Source organism: Desulfopila inferna, assembly GCF_016919005.1.
Classification (GTDB): Bacteria; Desulfobacterota; Desulfobulbia; order Desulfobulbales; family Desulfocapsaceae; genus Desulfopila_A; species Desulfopila_A inferna.
This window is the reverse complement of record NZ_JAFFQE010000007.1, coordinates 276,756-299,474: the sequence shown is the minus strand read 5'-3', so window position 1 is coordinate 299,474 and position 22,719 is coordinate 276,756. Positions and strand designations below refer to the sequence as shown.

General features: G+C 44.7%; 11 protein-coding genes. All 11 read right to left on the bottom strand.

Going from position 1 to position 22,719, the window contains the following annotated elements; translation table 11 throughout:
* Window positions 1–402: 402 nt before the first annotated feature.
* Window positions 403–1,788: a hypothetical protein gene (locus JWG88_RS17455; protein WP_205235067.1), complete on the bottom strand. Its 1,386-nt coding sequence runs from the start codon at window positions 1,786–1,788 to the stop codon at window positions 403–405.
* A gap of 80 nt (window positions 1,789–1,868) precedes the next feature.
* Window positions 1,869–2,894: a hypothetical protein gene (locus tag JWG88_RS17450; RefSeq protein WP_205235066.1), complete on the bottom strand. Its 1,026-nt coding sequence runs from the start codon at window positions 2,892–2,894 to the stop codon at window positions 1,869–1,871.
* A 68-nt stretch (window positions 2,895–2,962) separates the two neighbouring features.
* Window positions 2,963–4,354 (bottom strand): HlyD family type I secretion periplasmic adaptor subunit, encoded by a 1,392-nt coding sequence (locus tag JWG88_RS17445; protein ID WP_205235065.1) that lies wholly within the window; start codon window positions 4,352–4,354, stop codon window positions 2,963–2,965.
* Window positions 4,330–6,939 (bottom strand): ABC transporter transmembrane domain-containing protein, encoded by a 2,610-nt coding sequence (locus JWG88_RS17440; protein WP_205235064.1) that lies wholly within the window; start codon window positions 6,937–6,939, stop codon window positions 4,330–4,332. The genes JWG88_RS17445 and JWG88_RS17440 overlap by 25 nt, the downstream gene beginning before the upstream one ends.
* 217 nt (window positions 6,940–7,156) lie before the next feature.
* Complete coding sequence (locus JWG88_RS21695; protein ID WP_240194543.1) at window positions 7,157–15,643, bottom strand: calcium-binding protein; 8,487 nt, start codon at window positions 15,641–15,643, stop codon at window positions 7,157–7,159.
* Window positions 15,644–15,646: 3 nt separating this feature from the next.
* On the bottom strand, window positions 15,647–16,225 hold the full coding sequence (locus JWG88_RS17360) for a hypothetical protein (protein ID WP_205235063.1): 579 nt from the start codon (window positions 16,223–16,225) through the stop codon (window positions 15,647–15,649).
* 72 nt (window positions 16,226–16,297) lie between these two features.
* A complete protein-coding gene (locus JWG88_RS17355) occupies window positions 16,298–16,477 on the bottom strand; it encodes a hypothetical protein (RefSeq protein WP_205235062.1) in 180 nt (59 codons plus the stop codon).
* A gap of 563 nt (window positions 16,478–17,040) precedes the next feature.
* Window positions 17,041–17,280, bottom strand: a complete 240-nt coding sequence (locus JWG88_RS17350; RefSeq protein ID WP_205235061.1) for a hypothetical protein — start codon at window positions 17,278–17,280, stop codon at window positions 17,041–17,043.
* A 215-nt stretch (window positions 17,281–17,495) separates the two neighbouring features.
* Window positions 17,496–18,920 carry a sigma-54 interaction domain-containing protein gene (locus JWG88_RS17345; protein ID WP_205235060.1) on the bottom strand — a complete coding sequence of 475 codons (1,425 nt, stop codon included), beginning with the start codon at window positions 18,918–18,920 and terminating at the stop codon, window positions 17,496–17,498.
* 118 nt (window positions 18,921–19,038) lie between these two features.
* Window positions 19,039–19,521, bottom strand: coding sequence for a response regulator transcription factor (locus JWG88_RS17340; protein WP_205235059.1), 483 nt, complete (start codon window positions 19,519–19,521; stop codon window positions 19,039–19,041).
* 446 nt (window positions 19,522–19,967) lie between these two features.
* Window positions 19,968–22,709: an ATP-binding protein gene (locus JWG88_RS17335; RefSeq protein ID WP_205235058.1), complete on the bottom strand. Its 2,742-nt coding sequence runs from the start codon at window positions 22,707–22,709 to the stop codon at window positions 19,968–19,970.
* Between the last annotated feature and the right edge of the window lie 10 nt (window positions 22,710–22,719).

Below are 22,719 nucleotides of genomic sequence, written 5' to 3'. Positions count from 1 at the left end.
CCGTTCCCATTCCGAACACGGATGACGGAGTCTCGCTGCACTCGCTTACCTACGCTCTTCAGCGCCGATGGTACTGCATGGGTGACTATGTGGGAGAGTAGGTCGTCGCCGAATTCTTATAGAAAAGACCCTTAACGTTTTTTTCGTTGAGGGGCTTTTTTTTTTTGCTCTGAATCCCCTTCAGGATAGTTTCAGGAGATCAGCCTCCCTCCTCCTATATCTATTTTTCAATAGACCTTGGTTTTCCATTTCTTCTTTCAGCCCTTTGGCTGAAGGCGACAAACCATTCTGTCTTCTGATATGTGGTTCGCCCCCAAATTCTTTATAAAAAAAACCCTGAACGTCTTATCGTTAAGGGTTTTTTTATGAGCTTTTCTACTAATTAATACGCTAATGTTGATTTTATTTTTTCTTCAACAATAATAGTACAGGTGACATGTTTATTATTTCTCTGAAAGATCTTTCGAAAATAGCCGCAGAACCAACCCCTATTGCGCATTTCTCACTTGTTGATTCATTTTCCATATCACCAGTGACAAAAGTTGCACCATCTGTTGCTACAGAAATCCCTTTATCAATAGAGCTTGTTTGACAGGAAGGTTCCTTTTTCAAAACCATTCCTTTCAGCAATTTCCACTCGCCATTCTTTAGTTTAAAAATTTGGGCAACAGGCTCCAGATCTGCCTCGCTCTTTTCGGATTCTCCATAACCTACCATTAAATAGTTGTCTCGAATTGAAACCGTTTGTCCAAAAAGATTGTTTCTATCAGGATCTTCATTAAAATAGCTCTCTTCGTGAAGTTTAGCCTTAAAAAGCCAAGCATCACCTCCATCATCATTATTGTGGTAAAAGTAAATTGAGCCCTTTCTTAAATCACTTCCGTAAGCCTTGCTGCTAGCTGGGGCACCTATGACTGCAGCACCGGCATGGCAGGACAGACTCTGGCCAAAACGATCACCTTCCTGAGTATCATGCGGCCTTAGATAGCTATGAAGACCCCAGCTGTTTTCAGCGTTAAACAAATAAGCTGCACCTGAGTTAGATCGCAATACACCGCTATCAGCATCGGGTGCACCAACGAAGGCAAAGCTATCACAAACTGAAACCGAAGCACCAAAGTAATCATAGTCTTCCCCATTATGGGCAATAAGCTTTTTGATTAAGTTTGCACCATAATTGGTGTACAAATATGCAGCCCCTGTCGTTTCCATCCAACTCTGTCTATTTTTACATGCTTTTGGGGCTCCTATTAATACTTTCCCGTCAGAAATGGATACGGATTCTCCGAATCTATCGCTTACACGCAGGTAGCAATCATCCGGTTTAGATAGAGTCCTTACCCACCCCCAATTGTTTGGTCCACCTTTATCTCGATGAAATACATGGGCATATCCATTTTGACGATTTAGAGTCCCAGGTTCTCCTACTACTAAATATGGTCCTTCAATTGCAACGGAGTACCCGAACAAACCTTGTTGCTGTTGTGTTCTTGCCAGAAGTCGTTTTTTTTCTTTCCAATGATTATTTATTTTTTCATATAGGTATACAGTCCCTGAGTCTTCCCAGAATGAATCATAATTAGGCATACCTACAGCCAGTATATCGCCGGATACAGCAATGGATGTTCCAAAATGATCATAGGCGCCGGTCAATGAAGGTATTATCTCCTGCTTTTTAAGGATTTCCTCATGAGTTATCGCTACAGCTACCCCAGGAGACACCATTCCAACCATAAATAGGACTATGCCGAGAGAACAAGAAACGGCACCATTTTTATCTTCTATCATTTCCTAATCATCCTGTTCATGTTGACTTGCCTGCTGCTTGCAGAGGTGATTAATTATCTTTGCAGGCTCAGTTTTTCAGATTAATTGTTTTGCTTCCATCTTTCGATCTGATATTGAAATGGGTATGGAATCGGTCCGTCTTGTGCAGAGTACTCAGGCACTTCCTTTTTAAGGTGAACATCTGTAAAATCGGAAAGAAGAGGAGACGATTCTTTTAAGTATTTAGTGATCATTACCGGACCCGCCCATAATATATATTGCTCGTTGTATTCCGCTTCAACCGAAGCAGATTGAGGAGGCATAACTAATTTCCCACTCATATGATCAACAGCCATAACTTCGATAGCTGATTTAGCTCGTAAAATCTCATTATTTACAAGAAACCACTCAATTCTCGTGCGCACGGTTCCAAAGACATCGATGATTACATAAACATCAATATCAGCTTCCGAAGGAGGTACTATATGGACATCTCTGAGGAAAAAAAATGTCTGCAGTAAACCGGAAAGGTATAATATATCACTTGAAGCAATCTCTTCCGAATTTTGATATGCACCCAATCCTTTATATTCTACCCCAATCTGTACCTCCCCTCCGTGCCCTTTCTGATAAGATTCTTTTCTCTCCGGCATGGCCAGCAAGGTGTTCGTTGAACTGCTGCTTGTTGAGGAAGAAGTGGAAGAACTTGATGATTCTGTTTCTGTTGAATTGCCACTGGATGACATTGAATCTTCAAGACTGTCATTTCGATTACGAGAAGATGTTTGAGAAGTTGTTGTAGAATTATATCGTGGAAAAACAGATTTCTCCGTTAATGTAGGAGTATGAATATAATCGCCTCTAACTTGAGAAACTAATGAGAAACGCCCGCCAATTAAATTGCCGGAACCTACATCATCAATCGCATTTATATAGAGATTAACTTTCCTGCCTTTTAATGCCGAAATATCAATTCTTTTGATTGTTGCCCGAGTAGCAGCCGCCACTAATTCCTGTTCTACAGCGAAGCGTTTGCCTCCGCCATGACCCGGAATTCCAGTTAAGGAACCGCAGCCCCCCATCATTATCAAGCCGCAAAACGTCACAATATACCAAATACGTTTCATTCGATTGCTTTTCCATTTTAAGAATGATTGTTTTTGAGATGTATTTCAATAAAACAGCCAAAATGGCGTCAGGGCTCTCTCAGACTTTCATCTAATGCCCTGATAATTGGATAAAGAAAGTAGGAGATTACCCTTCTCTTTCCGACTTTTATCTCAGCACGTACCTTCATTCCCGGCAGTAACCGAAACCCTTCCGGAACGTTTCGCAGCTTTTTTGATACCAGACGAATACGAGTCCTGTAAAATGCTGGGTCAGACTCCTGACTGGATAGGGATCTATCTTCTCGATTGGCATTGTTTTGTTGAAAGGAATCTTCACTTATCACTCTGACCTCCCCGGAAAGAGTGTCGTGCCTCTGGAAAGGAAAAGCATCCAGTTTAACACGTACTGGATCCGCCAGCCGAATTCTGGCTATATCCTGAGATTTGACATCGGCTTCAACCTCAATTGTACTGTCAATCGGAACCAGGGTGACGATTGCTTCAGCCTGCTGAAGAATGGAACCGACGGATCGTTTTGCCATATTTAATACAATTCCTTTTTGCGGAGCTCTTAAAGTTACCAACTCCTGAAGCCTTGTCGCTTTGGTCAATTCTTCTGTTATTTTTTCAAAATCATTTCGCAGTTGCACTTTCTGCTCCATCAATTCACCCGTTCTTTCCTCTAAAAAACGTTCCCATTCTGATTCTACCTGTTTCAGTTCATTAACAATCACTTCCTCTTCGGCTTTGAGATTCTCGATTTCATTAGAAGTCAGATGGCGGTTTTTTTGAGATTCAAGCACCCTCAGCCTGTATTCACTCCCATTCTGAGGCATTTTTGCAGTTGTTCCCTCAACGTCCCGCAGTAGCTTCAATTGTCCTTCACTTCCTTTACGTTTTATGGCGTTTAAAGTGCGCTTTGACTCCAGAGCAGCTTTTTTGTCATCACTCAGTTGTTTGGTACGTTGAAGAATGAGTTTTCTTTGTCTGAATAATTGTTCCTGAAGAAGACCATCCTCCCCTTCTTCCGGTAACCCGACAAACAAAGTATTTTGTAATTCAGATTTTATCCGGCGTAGCTGCGTACTCAGTGTGAGCCTCTGTCTTTTTAATTGACTTAAATCCGCACTTGTAAAAGTTGAGTCCAGCGTCGCCAATACCTGCCCTTCTTCTACAATATCACCAACCTGCACATCAATCGAGCGGATGATTGCAGCGTTAAGAGGTTGAACAACTATAGTCGGAGAAGTGGTTATAAGTTTCCCTTCAGCAACGATTATACGATCTACACGAAACACGATGGCCGCGATCACAACGGCAATAAGGGTCCCGAGTATAACGTACAAAACCCATCTCACCTTTCCTGCAACCGGTTTTTCTTCAATTTCAACGGCATCAGGTTGATACTCGAGTATTTCCAGTTCTGATTTTTCCTTTTTCATGCCTTTACCGCTCAAAGTTCCATCTGCTGCTTCCAAAGTTTTCCATATAACCTGCAATCTTGAAGAAGGCGCTCATGGGTGCCATACCCAACCAATCTGCCACCATCTAAAACCATCACGTTATCAGCCCCTTTCAACATTGATAAGCGGTGAGAAACAACAATCACAGTACGCCCCTTTGCGATCTGCGTTAGATTTTCACGAACGATTCTTTCACTCTCCGGATCTAGAGAACTTGTTGCTTCATCAAGAATCAGGATCTCCGGCTGAGTTAATAAAGCTCTCGCGATCGCCAGTCTCTGGCGCTGCCCTCCGGATAGATTGCTTGCACCTTCCTCCAGCATGGTATCGTATCCCTGCGAGAGATTAACAATAAACTCATCTGCACCGGCAAGCACAGCTGCTTCTATGATCTGGTGCCGAGAGGCTCCTGTTTGTCCTGCACGAATATTTTCTGCAACGGAGGCCCTGAACAGGAAACTATCTTGAAGCACCACACCAGTATTTCTGCGTAAATGAGAAGTATCAATTTCATTAAGATAGCAGTTATTTATTCTGATCGTCCCCGTTGATGGGAAATACGCTTTTTGCAACATTCTGGTTAATGTTGTTTTGCCCGAACCGCTAGGGCCCACAATTCCCAGCATGGACCCGGTTGGAATCACCAGGGAAATTTCATGGAGAGCATTTGGTAAATCCGGTGAATATCTGAAACTCACCCTATCCAAAACAATGTCACCTTTTAATGAAACCCTGGCACCATGTCTATCTGCGCCCCATTCTTCTTTGGCATTCATCACCACACCGAGCTTTTCCACCGATAATGCAGCTTCCTGATATTGATGAATCAGCCCGACTAACCGTACAAGAGGAGAGGTTACTCTTCCCGCCAACATCTGAAAAGCGATGAGAGCTCCTACCGTTAAAGTCCCATTAAAAACCTGACTGGCCCCCACCCAGATGAGAATAATTGTCATGAGACGCTCTAAGAGCTGGGTCAGCGATTTTGCGGTGATTGAAATTTTACCGACGCGAAACTGCATACTGATGGCTCGGGCAACTTTGTTCTCCCATTGTTTTCGCAACAGTGGTTCAATCGCCATTGCCTTTACCGTCGGCATGCCATTGATCGTTTCAACAAGCATTGCCTGCCTGTTTCCTTCAGCGTCATACAAGGCATCCAATCTACGCTTGAAAGGACCGATCAACACAAGGATCACGACGGCAATCATCAAAGTAAAAGCACCCACTATGGCAGTTAACTTCAAGCTGTAAAAAAATAGAAAAGGCAAAAAAATAAAGAGTGAAGTCGCCTCAAGCATGGTGAGAAACACACTACCAGTGAGAAAACCGCGTATATTGGAGGTCTGCTGCATGTGTTTTGTTAAAACGCCTGCAGTTACTTTTTCGAAAAAATCCAGTGGCAAATTCAACATATGCCTGAATGTTCTGGCAGTAACCCTCATATCGATTTTGTTGGTGGCATGCAGCAACAGATAGTCTCGCAAGAAATCCAGACAAGCATTAACAAGCAGCATTGCCGCCATACCGAATCCAAGAACATGAAGAGTAGTAAATGCCTGATTTACAAGAACCTTATCGATTACAATTTGAAAAAAAATTGGAGTAACAAGAGCAATGGCATTAATAAAGAGGACAGCCAATGCAACATCGGAAAAGGCAGTTTTTTGTCTTAGAATTTCCGGAATAAACCAACGCAGACTAAATGGCTGGGTTTCATCGCTGAGCTTGAATACTCTTTTCAGTACATAAATCTCTCCATTCCACAGAGTTTCAAACTCCTGCTTTCCAAATCTGAGATGCCCTCCGCCTTGACCAGCCAAAGGATCATAACAGGCGATCTTCTGTTCCTTCTGAGGATCAGAAGAAACAGCACCGGAAACAACGATATGTCTTCCATCAGTCAATCTGGCAACGGCAGGATATGCATCTTTGAGATTGAGGAGGCCATGCCAATCTATTTTTAACAGCCGGGCTTTCATACCGGCATCTTTGCTCATACGGATAAAAACATCCTCAGTAATCTCCGCACTATCAAGCCCATACTCATGGCGCAGTCTTTCCAGAGTAAGTTCTATTTTTTTCTCCCGGGCAACTATTGAAAAACAGACCAGAGCAGTGTTAATTTTTTCGAAACGTAAAACACCTCCTGTCCATATTTCCTGTAATTGCTCAAAAGATAGCAAGTCCTCTTCAGGTTCCTCATCAAGACTCGAATGAATTATTGTGATAGTGAAAGGTGTCTCCAAGGATTCTTTTTCTATACTGGAAACTACTAAGAATCTTTCATCACGTGTTTCAATCAAAACCGGCAGCAATTGCGCCAACTCTTGAACCCGATCTGGATTGGGGCGATATATCAGAGTTCGAGTCCCTTCATTTCGAGCAACTTGTATTACCTTTTCAAGTGCTTCTTTCCTGCTTGCTCCACTTAAGGAATCCATCAACTCGGCCAACTTTACCGCCAGGTCTTCTAATCCGCTTAATCTCGCAAGCTGACTGCCGCTGACAATGATGGAAGCAGTGTGTTCTACAGCAGCTTTCTCACTCTCTTTTGGGGCAATACTGATATTCATAAGTGTTTTTTTGGGAGCCGCCACGCTATTGCCGCCATAGGCTTCTTGGTTTTTGATCCCTTCAACTCAAACGCCTCTTCTTTATTCAGAACATTCTTAATTAGCGGTTCCCACATTTTTCCCACATTTGAAAAAAATTTTTCAATTCTTAAAAAAATTGGGAATGGTCAGTCAAAGCCCACATATTTGTGGTCTTGATGAAAGAAAGAAAAAGGTACTAATAAAAATTTTGATTATAACCTTAGGCGACTACAACAAAATCCTTGTTATTAATCTCCGGGCTTGAGGTCAGCTTTGCAAATTCAACAGCCACACCCTGGCCGTTACCATCAAAATCATAAAGGAGGGAGCCATTCGAAGTGTTGTAAAGGATATAATCATTCTCATCTGCTGCTGAGCCAGTGGCACTCGCAAAGAAATTTGCCTCGGCAAGGACTCCTGCTTCCAGCAACGTACTAAAAACAGATGAATGTAAGATGATTCTATCTTTGCTGATGGTGAAATCGACTATGGTATCGGTACCTTCTGGACCATTAAAAGCAGTATCAAAAACAAATTTATCGTTTCCGTCACCTCCGGTTAGAATATCCGAGCCGGTACCTCCTCGAAGGTTGTCGTTGCCTGCTCCCCCGGACAAATGATCAACTCCTTCAAATCCCAGAAGAGAGTTATTCTCATCATTTCCGACCAGAACGTCATCGCATTCTGAGCCATATAGATTTTCTATCGAGACAAAGGTATCGCCAGCTGCGGTGCCGCCCTCGGCGGTACCAGCCGCCAGATCAATTTTGACGCCTTCTTCTGAGCCACGGTAGTCGACACCATCCCTTCCTTCTCCACCATCAAGAATATCGGCTCCGGATCCGCCTCGCAGAAAATCATTTCCAAAGCCACCGTACAACTTATCTTCTCCCTCACGACCCTGTAGATTGTCATTACCTTCCAGGCCATTAAGCTCATCATTGCCAGCAAAGCCAACCAAGGTATTGTTTTCTTCATTACCGGTAAGAGTATCATCGAATTCTGATCCGTATACATTCTCGATGGAAATAAGGGTATCACCTGCTGCTGTCCCGCCCTGGGCTGTACCGGCCGCCAGGTCTAATAACACGCCTTCTTCCGAGTCCCGATAATCGACACTATCCCTGCCTTCTCCGCCATCCAGAGTGTCGGCTCCTACTCCGCCTCGCAGAAAATCATTGCCTTCCCGGCCATAGAGCTCATCATTACCTGCAAAGCCAAGCAAGGTGTTGTTTTCTCCATTACCGGCGAGAAAATCATCGAACTCTGATCCATATATATTTTCGATTGAGAAGAAGGCATCACCCGCTGCGGTGCCGCCCTCGGCAGTAGCAGCCGCCAGATCAATCAGCACTCCCTCTTCTGAATCACGATAGTCGATACTATCACTGCCCTCTCCCCCCCAAAGAACATCGGTTCCGGCTCCGCCTCGGAGAATGTCATTACCTAAGCCGCCGTACAATCTATCCCCTCCATCGCGGCCCTGGAGGTTATCATTACCTTCCCGGCCGTAAATCGCATCGTAACCTGCAAAGCCAACCAAGGTATTGTTTTCTTCATTGCCGGAAAGAACATCATTGAATGTCGAACCATATATGTTTTCGATTGAGAAGAAGGCATCACCCGCTGCGGTGCCGCCCTCGCCAGTACCGGCCGCCAGATCAATTAGCACACCCTCTTCTGAATCACGATAGTCAATACTATCTCTTCCTTCTCCGCCATCAAGAACATCGGCTCCGGATCCGCCTCGCAGAAAATCATTGCCTAAGCCGCCATACAAACTATCCCCTCCATCGCCACCCTGGAGGTTATCATTACCATCCCGGCCGTAAAGCTCATCGTAACCTGCAAGGCTGACCAAGGTATTGTTTTCTTCATTGCCTGAGAGAACATCATTGAATTTCGAACCATATATATTTTCGATTGCAGAGAACGTATCACCCGCAGCAGTGCCGCCCTCGGCAGTACCGGCCGCCAAATCAATTACCACAACTTCTTCTGAATCACGATAGTCGACGCTATCTCTACCCTCTCCACCATAAAGAACATCACTTCCGGCTCCACCTCGGAGAATGTCATTACCCAAGCCACCGTATAGTCTATCGTCACCGTCACGGCCCTGGAGACTGTCATTGCCTTCCCAGCCGTAAAGCTCATCATTGCCTGCAAAGCCAACCAAGGTATTGTTTTCTTCATTACCGGTGAGAATATCATCGAATTCTGATCCATATGCATTTTCGATTGAAAAGATGGCATCGCCCGCTGCGGTGCCTCCCTCGGCAGTACGCGCCGCCAGATCAATTAGCACACCCTCTTCTGAGTCACGATAGTCGACACTATCTCTGCCCTCTCCACCATCAAGAACATCAGTTCCGGCTCCACCTCGGAGAATGTCATTGCCTAAGCCGCCGTACAGACAATCATCTCCGTCGCGGCCCTGAAGGTTGTCATTGCCTTCTCGGCCGTAAATCTCATCATTGCCTGCAAAGCCTACCAAGGTATTGTTTTCTTCATTGCCGGAGAGAACATCATTGAATTTCGAACCATATATATTTTCAATGGAGGAGAAGGTATCACCATCTGCAGTGCCGTCCTCGGCGGTACCGGTCGCCAGGTCAATTATCACGCCTTCTTCTGAATCACGATAGTCGGCACTGTCCCTTCCTTCTCCGCCATCCAAGATATCGGCTCCGGCTCCGCCCCGGAGAAAGTCATTGCCTAAGCCGCCGGACAGGCTATCGTTGCCGGCATTGCCAAAGAATCGATGGTCGCTACGGAAACCTATAATAGTATCATTAAATTTTGATCCCTGTATGTTTTCGATATTTTTCAGAAAGTCACCTTCCGCAGTTCCTCCATAACCTCTCCCGTCCTCTACTTCCGAGCCCGCATTTGCTGAAAGATCAATTATCACACCGGTGGAAGAATCACGATAGTCCGCTGTGTCTCGTCCATCTCTGCCATCTAGATAATCGGCGCCGGCACCACCCAGCAAAATATCATTGCCATCATTGCCATAGATCGAGTCGTCTCCCCCCAGGCCTTTCAGAATATCGTTGTTTTTCGTGCCAAATATCTGATCATAGCCTGCAGTCGGTGTGTTTAATTGAGCAAGATAGTCTTCAGGAGTCCATACCGTTCCGTCACTGAACTCAATGCGCTCTATTTTGTCGAATTCATCCTCGGGATCATAGCCTTGTAGTGTAAGAACATCACCAGTCACGCGATTCGACAGTAGCAGATCAAATCTAGTTCGGGTAATTATAATGTCCGCAGCGTTTATTCCTTTTCCAAATCGAACTGTATCAACATCGTTTCCAAGATCGCCCGGATCAATTTCCCACTCATTATGGCTATTAAGATCATAAATAGCATCGTAACCAAAGCCCTGCTCGAAGAGATAGAGATCGCTTCCCCCCATTCCCACCAAGAAATCATTGCCCTCCCCTCCGATCAGGACATCATTGCCATGATAGCCGTTTAAATAATCATCCCCCTCTCCTCCAAACAGCCAGTCAGCCCCTATGCCTCCATAAATAGAGTCGCTGCCGCTGTTTCCGTAAATGTAGTCATTGCCGCCATTTCCATATATTTGGTCTCTGCCAAGGTGGCCATAAATTATTTCGCTCATTCCAGATCCCGTAAGACGGTCGTCACCAGCCGTTCCTTCAACAAAGCAGATGGATTCTGCCCTTTGAGACAAAAAATCTTCGTTCCATACTGTTCCATCGGCAAATTCAACACGCGCAAATCTGTCATTTGGATCCGCATACCAGTTTAACAGGCGTAATAAATCTCCCGATGTCCCGAGAATAGAGAGGCAAAGACTATCTGAGCTTCTCGACACTATTATATCTTCAGGATTGACACCGTCTCCCAATCGAACGATATCCATATCTCCGTGACCTTTATCCTCGATAACATCCATTCCCATGGCATGGCCGAAACGGTAAATATCATCGCCATTGCCACCGGAGAGATAATCATCACCCTTGCCGCCATCCAAGATATCGTTGCCGCCAAGAGCTATCAGATTATCATGACCTTCATTTCCGGTCATGATATCCACCCCATCATGTCCCTGCCAGTAGTCGCTCTGGTTGGTTCCGTTGCTGTAAATGACAAAATCCTGAAGAGTTGTGCCACCTGCGAAAGTGAACCTATCAATCTGATACGGTATTCCTTCAAACCAGTTGCTGATAATGATCTGATCACCATTGTTCCCTATTTTTACCAGAACACCGTCGTTGCCTACTCGTGTCAAATCAGCCAAATCAGAAAGGAGTATGCCCGTACCGAATGCAAGGGTATCGAATCCTGCTTCGTCATTATTATGGATGGTATCGCTTCCATCGCCTCGGTTAAACTTATACACATCATTGCCTGCTCCGCCGGTTAGAATATCATTGCCCGCTCCTCCATTCAGGATATCACTTCCTGCCCCGCCATAGAGTTTGTCGCTACCTTCTTCACCATAAAGCTCATCGTCGCCGCCATGGCCGTAAATGAGGTCATTACCTCTTCCTGAGGATATGACATCTCCTCCTTCACTACCCTCCAGATAATCATCAGTGGCCGCCAAACGTAAAAATTCATCTCTGGAATAAGAGGTCCCATCCGCCAAAACATAGCTGAAATTATCTGCGGTGCGACCATTCTTAATAATAATGTTATCCTCTGAGTATCTGAGCCAGAGGTGCTGACCGGCATAATTCTCTACGAAACCGCCTCCTTCTTGCGCGGCATAACAGACGACAAGGTCTTCTATACAAGGAACGCTGTGCAAATATATGATGTCACCGCCGTTTCCGCTGCTTACCTGATCATCTACAATATCTGTTCCATCACCAGCATAGAAGTGATAAGTATCATTACCTGCACCACCATACAGAACGTCGTTGTCCTTTCCACCAAAAAGAATGTCGTCCCCGCCATGGCCCTGCAGTTGATCATCTCCTGCACCGCCGTACAAGGAGTCCTTGCCATTTCCCGTATGATCTCCGTTGTCTCCAAACAAAAGATCATTGTTTGCTCCGCCATAGAGAACATCATCACCCAGATTTCCGATTAAGGTATCATCACCTGCATCACCATAAAGAGTATCATTGTTCTCCTCTCCATACAGCGTGTCGTTTTCACTGCCTCCGTAGAGTCTATCGTCACCTGATCCTCCCATGAGTTCATCAACACCGGTCCCTCCAGATAAGTGATCATTGCCGCTGTCTCCAAAGAGAATATCCATGCCGTTTCCGCCGAAAAGATGGTCCTCACCACTCCCACCCACTAACTCATCGTCATCGTCTTCGCCATAAAGATAGTCGTCATTCCCCATTCCGTATACAATGTCATTACCGCTACCGCCATACAGATGATCTATGCCATCGCCGGCGGTTTCAGCCATATCGTAGCGATCACCAATGAGCAAATCACTCCCGCTTCCGCCCTCAAGACGATCATCACCTACACCTCCGATAAGGGTGTCATGATCATCGCCGCCAAATAGAATATCGTTACCGGCGCCACCCTCGAGATAATCCCTGCCTGCGCCACCGTCCAGAATATCATTTCCGGGCTCTGGAGCATCATTGTTGATGGTAAATCCTACTTCATGATAACCACTTGCGTATCCAGCGGCAGAAAAGCTGAGAGTGACATAAAACTGATCAATATTATCGAGGCTTAAAGAATTACTTCCAGTAAAATAACCGTCGCCGAATAATGCATCGTCACCCACCCCGCCCAGGAGTACAGCATCATGGGATCCGCCGGCCAAAACATCATTACCGCTGCCGCCGCTTATTTGGTCTTCTCCATCATAGCTTTGCATATAATCATGGCCACTGCCGCCATTGATGCGGTCTGAGCCGTTTCCGCCTCGTATCCAATCATTTCCTCCACCGCCTTCGAGCAGGTCACCTTCCGAGGTTTCATTATGATAAAGCGGTGTTCCTCCCCACCAGCCCATGTGGCCGGTAATGATATCACTTCCTTCACCGCCATCGATATGATCATGCCCTGCAAAACCGAAAAGAAAATCACCAGAACCACCGCCGGAAATTTTCAAGCTGGGGGCATTAGCCGTCAGCGGCTGAGCAAATAAATTATTTGAATCATCGCCGGAAAAAGAGGTTAGATATAGCCCCCACGCCGTGGGATTACTTCCACCGACAATCATCCACATCTCGTCTCTGAGAGATGATCCTGTAATATTAAAATCATAACTGTCCGACGGCGGCTCATACTCCTGAAGCGTGATGCCGAGGGCGGAGTCGGTGGTAAAGTTTTCGATGGAAAAACTTTGTATAGTTCCATCTATCTTTTTACTCACCGTGAGAATGTTGCTGCTGTTTTTAGATGCGGTAAAAGCACCATCTTCGGTCTTGTAGATGTTGCTGCCTACCGCTGTCTGGATGAATACCAAAGAAGATATGGTCTGATTGTCAAAGATGATGGTCCCTGTTTGATCTGAGTCGTTAATGATATCACCAGCACCGATATAATAGGTGTCATTTCCAGCTCCGCCTTCCAGGATATCCCTGGCATCGTCATCTGTCAGGTCATCTCTGGTGCCGTAGAGATGGTCATCACCGCCCATGCCGCGCAGGGTATCGCCACCCTCACCGCCATAGAGATGATCTGCATAGTTGCCCTTGCCGCCGGTGAGGGTATCCTCATTCCCGCCGCCATATACGCTATGGATGTCAATCAGGGTGGTGCCGGAAAGATCTATAGTGTCCCCGTCACCCGTGCCGGCGATGATATTATCTCCAGCCAGGCCATTGACCTCTTCGATGGAATTAATGGCGTAGTTAAAATTATGCAAACGGATTACATCCTTCACTCCGCTATTGTTACCACCCAAGATTTTGTCATGTTCGCTACCGCCGTAGAAGATGTCGTAGTCGGTGTCTTCACCCTGGATGAAGAAGGTATCTATACCGGCTCCGCCGTGCATGGTGTCAAGGCCCTGACCGCCTTCTATGTAGTCGTTGCCGCCATGGCCTTTGATGGTATCATTGCCACCCATGCCGTACAGGTGATCGTCTTTGGACCCGCCGGCAATATCCAAATCTCCTTCGTTTGAGCCGAAAATGAATTGCTGATAATTGTCTTTCTTTGCCTCCAAATCAGAATACACTGCATTAAGGGACTGATTTCCGGTAGCTAAATCAGCATGATAATAAGCTGGGAGATTTGGATAAACATCAATATTCATCGGGTCGTATGGATTCTTCGCGCCGGTATCATTAATATTTTCATAAAGAAGCTGGACCAGGAAATTGGCACGGTCCTGGAGATATTTTTCACTTAGTTGACCGTCTGGAGTTGAGGAAGTATAAAGATCAAGCTCCCCATTCTTATTAAATTTCGAATAATCCGCTGCGATAAGGGCAAAGGGATTGAGATTCATCAAGGCATAGCGATAGGCAATATTGTTTTGGGCAAGTATGTTTATTTCCGAGGCGGACAATGGGACATAATTGCCTTCGGCGTCGATAGTGCAAAATGATTTGATAGTTTGGTTTGGAAGCTTGGAGATTGTCGCAGTTATATCTTTGATATCTTGATAGAGTTGATCACGATCAGCATTATATTCGCTCCCTGTTCGTTTGTTCAAATCAGTAACAAAAAGGCCCCCCAACGAGGAAACGACCGATTCGAGGCTATATTCCCCTATATTTGACGATGCTTTGAGAATACCCGTTATTGAATCAAGGGTAAGGTTTGAATCTATCTGTGCTATAAGATCGTATACGGCAAGGGCATCAGCTATTGCCTTCATGTCATGTGCATCAATAGGGCCTTCATTAATGCTTTCGGAAAAGAGCTGCAGCTGATCGCCGGCTCCCTGCAAATCGCCGATTAAGGAAACTACATCTCCTTCGATGCGAGTATTGGTGATTTTACGAAGAGTCCATGAATCACCAGTTAGAGTATTAGTGACATAATTTTCTAATTCAGCAGCACTTAATAAATCAAAAAAGCCTTCACAAGTCAGAGCGGTCGTACTGAGTGTTAATTGTGGAAATGGAATGACTGACCAATCAAGAGCAAAGTTTGTATCAAATCGTGGTGCGTTGAATGTCAATGTTGATGTCACAAGATCTGGAGCAATTCTACTCATGATCATTGCCAGATGACCACCCAGGGAATGACCTGTGACCGCAATGTCCGACTTACCAACCAAACCACCGCCTTCATTTACACCAGCCCCTTCAACAGTTACTTTTTTGCACTCCAACCACGCAGGGTTTATAATTTTACCTAAGGCGCTAATTTCCTTGTGATAAACAAACTGAACCGCCTCTGAACCTACCGGTGTTATCAGACGTTGATACCAGTTGTACATCGCAATGCCCTGATCAATTGCTATGCCATCGGAACCGATATCAGCAATGTTGGTAGGCCAGTCAGTAAGAAATGCAGTTGGTTGCGTCCCACGCATCGCCATGACTACCTTTCCGGATGTATCCTGGAAAACTGTGCCTGAAAAGCCGCTCTCTGGATCTTCATATTGGTCGACTACAGTGTATTTGTTTGCGAAGTCGATAGCTTGGGTTTCGGACATACCACCGTCAATAAGCAAATCTGCGTAGCCGCTGGGATCACCTGTATTTCCGCCACCCAACATATCTTTTATTAAACCTGAAGCGTATGCAGCCTGTGACAATTGGGCTTGTTCAGAATATTCACTTATTGTTGCCATAGCTTATTCCCCACCTTTCGCCATTGTTTGTGTAAATTGTTTTTCTACAAACTCATCCCAATCGCCACCACATCTAATCGCACTATTGTGAGGAGTAAAGTTCTTTAAAATGTACCCTCTCCAATATCGAAATAGCAGTTTTTCGCCTATTATTTCGTTAGTATTTTTATCCAAAATAAATGCACGACGCTCTTGGACACCAAATAGACGATTTACTTTCTTTGAGTCAACCTTATAGAATTTTTTTGATGGTAGCGTAAAATTTCCATTTTTTTCATCGTAAAACCTTGGGCCCCCATCCTCTTCCCAATACTCAGCAGGCAGCTCAATGGTTTGATAAACCTTCACTCCAGCTTCAGTTTCACAAAGGTGATTGAAGTAGATTCTCCCGGCAATTTCGTCGGAGACGGGAAGAAGCAGCATGATCAGAAAAACCGTAACTCCCCCTATAATTTTTAGAGTCAGAGATTTTTTGACTAACTTCTTTCCTACCAAAAACGCTAAGGCAATACACACCGGCACCCATAACACAATCAGAAATAACGGGCCGGTTAATACAGCAAGGCCTAGTAATTGTTTCAATTTTTTCTACCTCTTTTCTCTGTCTGTTGTCTGGATAAATAATACCAGACCAATGTTACACTTGTTTAAGTTTTAACCGCCAATCAACCATGGGAACACATTCTGCGGGTCTTGTTTTTCAACTTTTAGACGCTGCCACATTTCAACTCCACCAATACCAATCCACACTTCCACAACAACATACTTTCGATTTCCCACATTTTTCTCACATTCTTCAATCGGAAGAAAAAATTCTTCTGATGAATTATTCATAGCAGTTCAATCGCTTAAATCAGAGGCAGAAACCGTTACGGTCCCAGTAAAATGTCTTGCAACCTCACTGCTTTTGTTATTCGGCGAACATAGATGATGAAAATATCATCACATCTATGGGATAGGTGGGGCACGCCTGGGATTCAATGAATGAAGGTTGCCGCTTGGAATTCGGGATCTGGTGATGAGATTTACTGCAGATGATCAGATGAGGAAGAATATTGAAGAGGATAAGGACAGGTCCATTTCCAGCAATGAAACCAGATCGCAAGGTCAGGACATTCCTCTGCCCGAATTGATTTGGCGGTGCTAGATGGGGAAAGAGGTCGCACCTCTGTATTTAATATTGAAGAGAAACCAATGCCAAGATGAGAACCCCCGCAATCTATCGCTTGCAGCATTTGAAAAGCATATAGAGAAAATATGAATATTAATATGGAGGCTTGGCGTACTGTCTGAGATTTCCGAAAGGATAACTGAATTATTTCGGTAATGCAGCTTTCCCGCCCAGGGCAAAAACTACCTGCAACGGGAAAGCTGCCGATCAGATAAACCTGAATAAGTTATTTATCCCAGCCGGTATTGAAAAGAAATTCATCATCCAAACCGTCGGGATCAAACACACCTTCAGATAGGTTTAATTTCACGGGGTTTTTTGATTCAATAACATACTCGCTTCCGCATCCATAACACATAATGGTGTCGCCAATGCCAAAGTAATATTCTATAGGAATATACTCCAGACAAATCTGGCATTTCCCAAATCGTTCTCTATCACCGTGATGCTTGTTGAATGTACTCATTTTTCCCCCTCCAATTATAAGACTTAGGAAATAATTGTTTTACTCAATTTTACTAGCAATCGCGGTGCCAGTTTATAAATGGAGGTAACAGGCCGAAATGTTGATATTTACAGAGGAGGCTCACGCCGAAAATAAGTGATATTTGTTCCGAAGAACCAATAAGGATATGGATATATCAGAAGATATATTATTGATAATATGTGTATTTATTTTGATTAAGGAATAGTTCCGATCGGAATCATTGTTCCGTTTTTTTTGAAGTTTTCTTTTTTGAGGCCGTAAATTTTCATTTTATTATAGAGTGCGCGTGGTGTCAGACCCGCAAGCTGAGCTGATTCACCGATTCTGCCGCCGGTGTATTCAAGAAGCTCTACCAGGTATTTTCGCTCTGCCGACTGCTCCAGCACAGCTTTATAGGTTTTAAGTGTCGTGCCGGGTCTGAAAGCCTGATCATCAGGAAGCGAATAGTTTCTCTCTTGGGTAGGCAGAGACGGGATCTGGATTAAATCGGCATCAATCAATTCTGAATCCGCCAGCATTACCGCCCTTTCGATCACATTCTGCAATTCTCTGATATTCCCGAACCAGGGCGCAGACAGTAAAATTTTCATGACCTTGCTGTCAACGCCTTTAACATAGTCTCTGCCGTCTTTTTTCTTTCTGTTGACAAAGTGTCTGGTCAACAGGGGAATATCTTCCATTCTGTTTCTTAAGGGAGGTATATGGATAGGGAAAACGGAAAGTCTATAGTAAAGATCCGATCGTAATTTGCCTGTGGAGAGCAGCTCATCGGGGTGGGTATTGGTAGCTGCGATCAGTCTGAAATCAACACCTATCTCCTGATTACCACCCAGGCGCTGAAATGACTTCTCCTGAAGCACCCTCAAAAGGCGGACCTGCATAGCCTCCGACATCGACTCTATTTCATCGAGAAAGAGCGTCCCTCCCGAAGCCGACTCGATCTTCCCCGTCCTTCTGGTACTAGCTCCTGTAAAAGCTCCTTTTTCATAACCGAAGAGTTCGGACTCAAGAAGGGAATCAGGCAATGCTCCACAGTTAACGGCCATAAAAGGACCGCACTTTCTTTTCGATTCATTGTGGAGAATATTGGCGATCAATTCTTTGCCTGTGCCGGTTTCCCCATTCAATAAGATCGCCGACTCTGTCGGGGCAATATCCTTGATAAGATTGATCAGTTTGAACATCAGCGGGCTTTTGGTCACGAGGGTATCGATATCAGGATGACTTGCAAAGACTCCCGCAAGGTATTTTTCAAAATTGCGCGCGACCTTATTCTCCATCATCTCCTTAAAGATAGCGGCAGATCTGGTCATCACCTCTTCTGTGGTAAGTTGACGCAGAACTACTGATTCTTTTTTTATCTTTGAGATGTAGGACAATCCGGGATCGTTGATAATAATAAGCGGTAATTTCTGATTAGCAAAAAGATCGGGCAGTGACAGGTCCGAGAAATCAGGATGCTCACAATCAATGAGCCAGAGATCATAAACTCTTGAAAAGGCAGTTGAATAAAATTCTGCTGAACTGTTTGCCTTGAGAATTTTCGACGGAAAATCTGAGTAGGCACGGCGAAGCGTTTCAAGTTCATTTTCAAATCCGAATATGAGGATATTGTACATTTTCACCCCCTGTACAAAAAAGACAAGCCGATGAAACTACTGTACAGTTTTCCCCGCAGGACTGTCCATATTTTTTACGGTTAAAGCCCGTTTCGGATAATCAAAAAAAAATATTTGCCTATTCTGACAGATATGCCCCCGGCCCCTCGCGGTCGGCTTTCCGGTTGACCTCGGGAATAGCTTCGCGTTTCAGTTGATGAGAGCGGATAAGATCGGCCAATTCTACTATGGAGAAAGGTTTCTGCAGGTACTCATCAGCACCGCTGTCAAAAGCTGCAGTTTTATAGCTGTCGTCCCGGCTGGCGGTGATCAGAAAAATAATGGCTTCACAATTCAATTCCTTAGCTTTTTTGACCACCTCTATGCCGTTTATTTTTCCCATGTGCAGATCAGTGATAATCAAAGAAAAATCCAGATCGTCACAGAGGATGTCTATCGCCTGCTCACCATCTGCAGCTTCAATGACTTCAAAACCCTTTTTGACGAGGACCATTTCCAGTAATCTCCTGACTATTTCTTCATCATCTACAACAAGCGCTCTCGAGATCATTGTCTGTCCCTCATCTGTTATTTTGAACAGCGGAATTCCACACCGCTGCATTATCTCCCCTTCTTCTCTTTGATTATGCACAAAGTATTCCATTTGTTGCATTTCGTTAATCGTGAATCAAATAAATCTTTATCAACCCGTGTACGGATATGATGATGTGATACCCTCGTAAAAATCATCTAAGCTGCCGAGGTGGATTCTGGAAACAGCTCGACATACCAGGAGCAGTATATAAAACAGAGATCAGACCCTGTATGCGGTATAGGAATTTGCCATTCCGGATTTACAATGCGTAGATCGAGGTTTTTACCAAATCTATCATTATAACAATCATTGGGCAGGAAAAAGGGGGCATTGGCAGGTTTGCGAACACGACAAGGTTGTATGCAGCTCTGTCGTTTTCTGCAAATAAGGCATGTTCCAAATTCTTGAAGTGTGCAAAAAAGGTTAAAATATTTATCCAGGTGGGGAACAAATTGTACTTATCGATTGGGGCCTCAGTTTTTCCAATCGAATCCTAATATCTTCCTAACCGTTAAAGCCAGATCGAGCTTAGTCAGCGGCTTCATCATCAACTCGCGTACTCCCATCTCCTCTGCCTTCAACTCATCAATTCTCTCACTATACCCGGTGCACAGAATTATAGGGATATCATCGCGCTTCTCCAGCATTTTTCGAGCAAGCACGTCTCCGGTTATCTCCGGCATGGTTATATCCGATATGATAAGATCATATTTCTCCGGTTGCTTGGAAAAATGAGCCAATGCACTGATGCTGGAAGAAAATGTGGATACCGTATAGCCCAGGCTTTCCAAAATTCTGCTGTTGACAACGGCAATGGCCTCGTCATCGTCGACATAGAGAATATGCTCACTGCCTCCGGGAAGTCTCCCGGTTACGACTTCCTCTTCATTCTGTGTCTCTATTTTGGCCACAGGCAGATAGACAAAAAAGGTAGATCCTTCACCCGGCCTGCTGTCTACTGTTATTGCGCCCTTCAAGCCTTTGACGATACCGTGCACCACTGCAAGCCCTAAACCGGTTCCCTGTCCTTTTTCCCGGGTTGAAAAATATGGTTCGAATATCCTGTTCATCATTTGCTCAGGAATTCCCTTGCCGCTGTCACCAACGACAAGACGCATATACTCTCCGGCAGCGGCAACCTTTTTCCCTCTGTTGAAAAGATCATGCTTCAGTTTCACATAGTGAAGGTTTATTGAAAGTGTGCCGTCTTTCCCCTCCATGGACTGATAGGCATTGGTGCATAAGTTCATGATCAACTGGTTGATCTTGTCTGGTTCCGAAACCACGGGATATGACTCCGTACCAATATCCTGCGTGATCACAATATTTGCAGGTATGGAAGATCTGAGCAGCTTCAGGGCTTCTTTCACAATAGGCTTGATATCCAGAGGCTTGAGTCCTTCGGCATTATTGCGGCTGAAGGCCAGAATCTGGTTGACCAGGTCCCGTGCACGCAATGCACCTTTGAATATCTGATCAAGATCCTGTTGTATCCTTTCAGGTTTATCGATATTATCCCTGGCCAACTCTGTATTGCCGATTATCACCATCAAGACATTGTTGAAATCATGAGCAATCCCACCGGCAAGGGTCCCTATCGCCTCCAGCTTCTGGGCATGGGCAAGCTGCTCTGCCAGATAGCTTTTGTCTTGCTCATACCTTTTTTGCTGCAGGATATCCCAGGTGTGATTGAAATAGAGTGAAAGCTGCCGGGCATCGGTTTTATCATAGGCCGATTCTTTATTGAGAACACCTATAACGGCCACCATCTCTTTGCCATCGAAAATAGGAACATTCAGTTGCCGCAATACTGCCTCACCTACTGCATTCAGAGTGCCATGTACCGCCCTATATCTTGTGTTTTCAATTAAATGTCTGCGCTTCTCTATACAGTCTCTGCCAAAACCATGGTGTTTCAACCCCTCCAGGGAAAAACCATTTCTTTGACAGAAGGTTTCAACATCTTTCGACCAGAAAGTGTTGACGATATTCCTTTCCTCATCATTGACAATATGGAGGTATCCTATTTCACTCCTGGTCAGATTGACAGCCTGCTCCAGGGCAAATTCCAGCAGCTCGTTTTCTTCCAGCTCTTTAAGATTATGAACGTCAAGGAGCGAAATAAGTCTTTCCTCGTTGATTTCAAGAAGTTGCTCTCGTTTTTCGATGGCAGCGGCCATGTAACGAAACAGGGTCGCCACCTCTTCAAACTCTTCATGTGACTGCCTGGAAATACTGGCCTGATAATCACCTTCGGCCACGGCCTGAATATTTTCCTGGAACAGTCGCAGGGGCTTCAGTAACCTTTGCGACTGGCGAAATGCCAGTATTATGACGACAATCGCCGAAAACAGCGCGGCAAAAATAAATAAACCGGTCATATTCTGAAGAGGCTTTTCGGCATCGGCAAGCCGTTGAACAATGACTACCAGCCACTTTGTTTCCGCTATATTAGCGGTGCTGCCAAGGTATGGCACGTTGTTCAATTCGATTTCATGGGTGCCGAACTTGCCGATTTGCGATTCCCGAAAAGGAATCATATTGGCGAAGCTCTGCTGTTCCTCAACTATCTGTAACTGTGGGTGAAACACCGGAGTTCCGTTTTCATCCAGAATTATGGTAGAGGTATTTCTCCTCCCCGATCGTTCCAGAATGGAGCTATGTAAATGTTCGATATTGATAAGGCCTATGAGGTACCTTCTCTGATCAATCGGGTATATCAAGGCAATGCTGTTTTTCCCGGAAACTGGAGAAAGGAAGGAATTGGACCAATATGGACCCTGCAGAAACTCAATATTTTTCAACATGCTCAATCCAGATAAATCCAGATCCAGGTAATTATCGGCAACGCTCCTATATTCGGGATCCAGTCCAATGTTAATGACATGTTTTTCTGCATTTATAACATATACGGTCTCGAGATAATCCGATTCCGAAACAATCTCATCCAAAATGTCATCGATTTCCGTGACTGCCGGCCTCTCCGGTTTCAACAGGATCATGACCTGCTCCAGAACAATCAGCGGATTTCTCAAGAAAGATGATATTTCAGTCGCCACTGTTTCCGCCAGCAGCTCATTGCTCTGCTTGCCGAACTCCTCGATTTTATAGTTCAAATAGGAGTAACTGAAATAACCGAATAAAATCAGGGGCAAAAATGTGGAAAGCATGAACCCCAGCAGAAGCGAACTCCTGAATGTTTTTATTTTCAACATGATTTTAATC

Excerpts from the sequence above, each read along its gene's own strand:
- JWG88_RS17455 (WP_205235067.1), bottom strand. The coding sequence starts at position 1,788 with ATGATAGAAGATAAAAATGGTGCCGTTTCTTGTTCTCTCGGCATAGTC.
- JWG88_RS17450 (WP_205235066.1), bottom strand. The coding sequence starts at position 2,894 with ATGAAACGTATTTGGTATATTGTGACGTTTTGCGGCTTGATAATGATG.
- JWG88_RS21695 (WP_240194543.1), bottom strand. The coding sequence starts at position 15,643 with ATGGCAACAATAAGTGAATATTCTGAACAAGCCCAATTGTCACAGGCT.
- JWG88_RS17355 (WP_205235062.1), bottom strand. The coding sequence starts at position 16,477 with ATGAATAATTCATCAGAAGAATTTTTTCTTCCGATTGAAGAATGTGAG.
- JWG88_RS17350 (WP_205235061.1), bottom strand. The coding sequence starts at position 17,280 with ATGAGTACATTCAACAAGCATCACGGTGATAGAGAACGATTTGGGAAA.
- JWG88_RS17345 (WP_205235060.1), bottom strand. The coding sequence starts at position 18,920 with ATGTACAATATCCTCATATTCGGATTTGAAAATGAACTTGAAACGCTT.
- JWG88_RS17340 (WP_205235059.1), bottom strand. The coding sequence starts at position 19,521 with ATGCAGCGGTGTGGAATTCCGCTGTTCAAAATAACAGATGAGGGACAG.
- JWG88_RS17335 (WP_205235058.1), bottom strand. The coding sequence starts at position 22,709 with ATGTTGAAAATAAAAACATTCAGGAGTTCGCTTCTGCTGGGGTTCATG.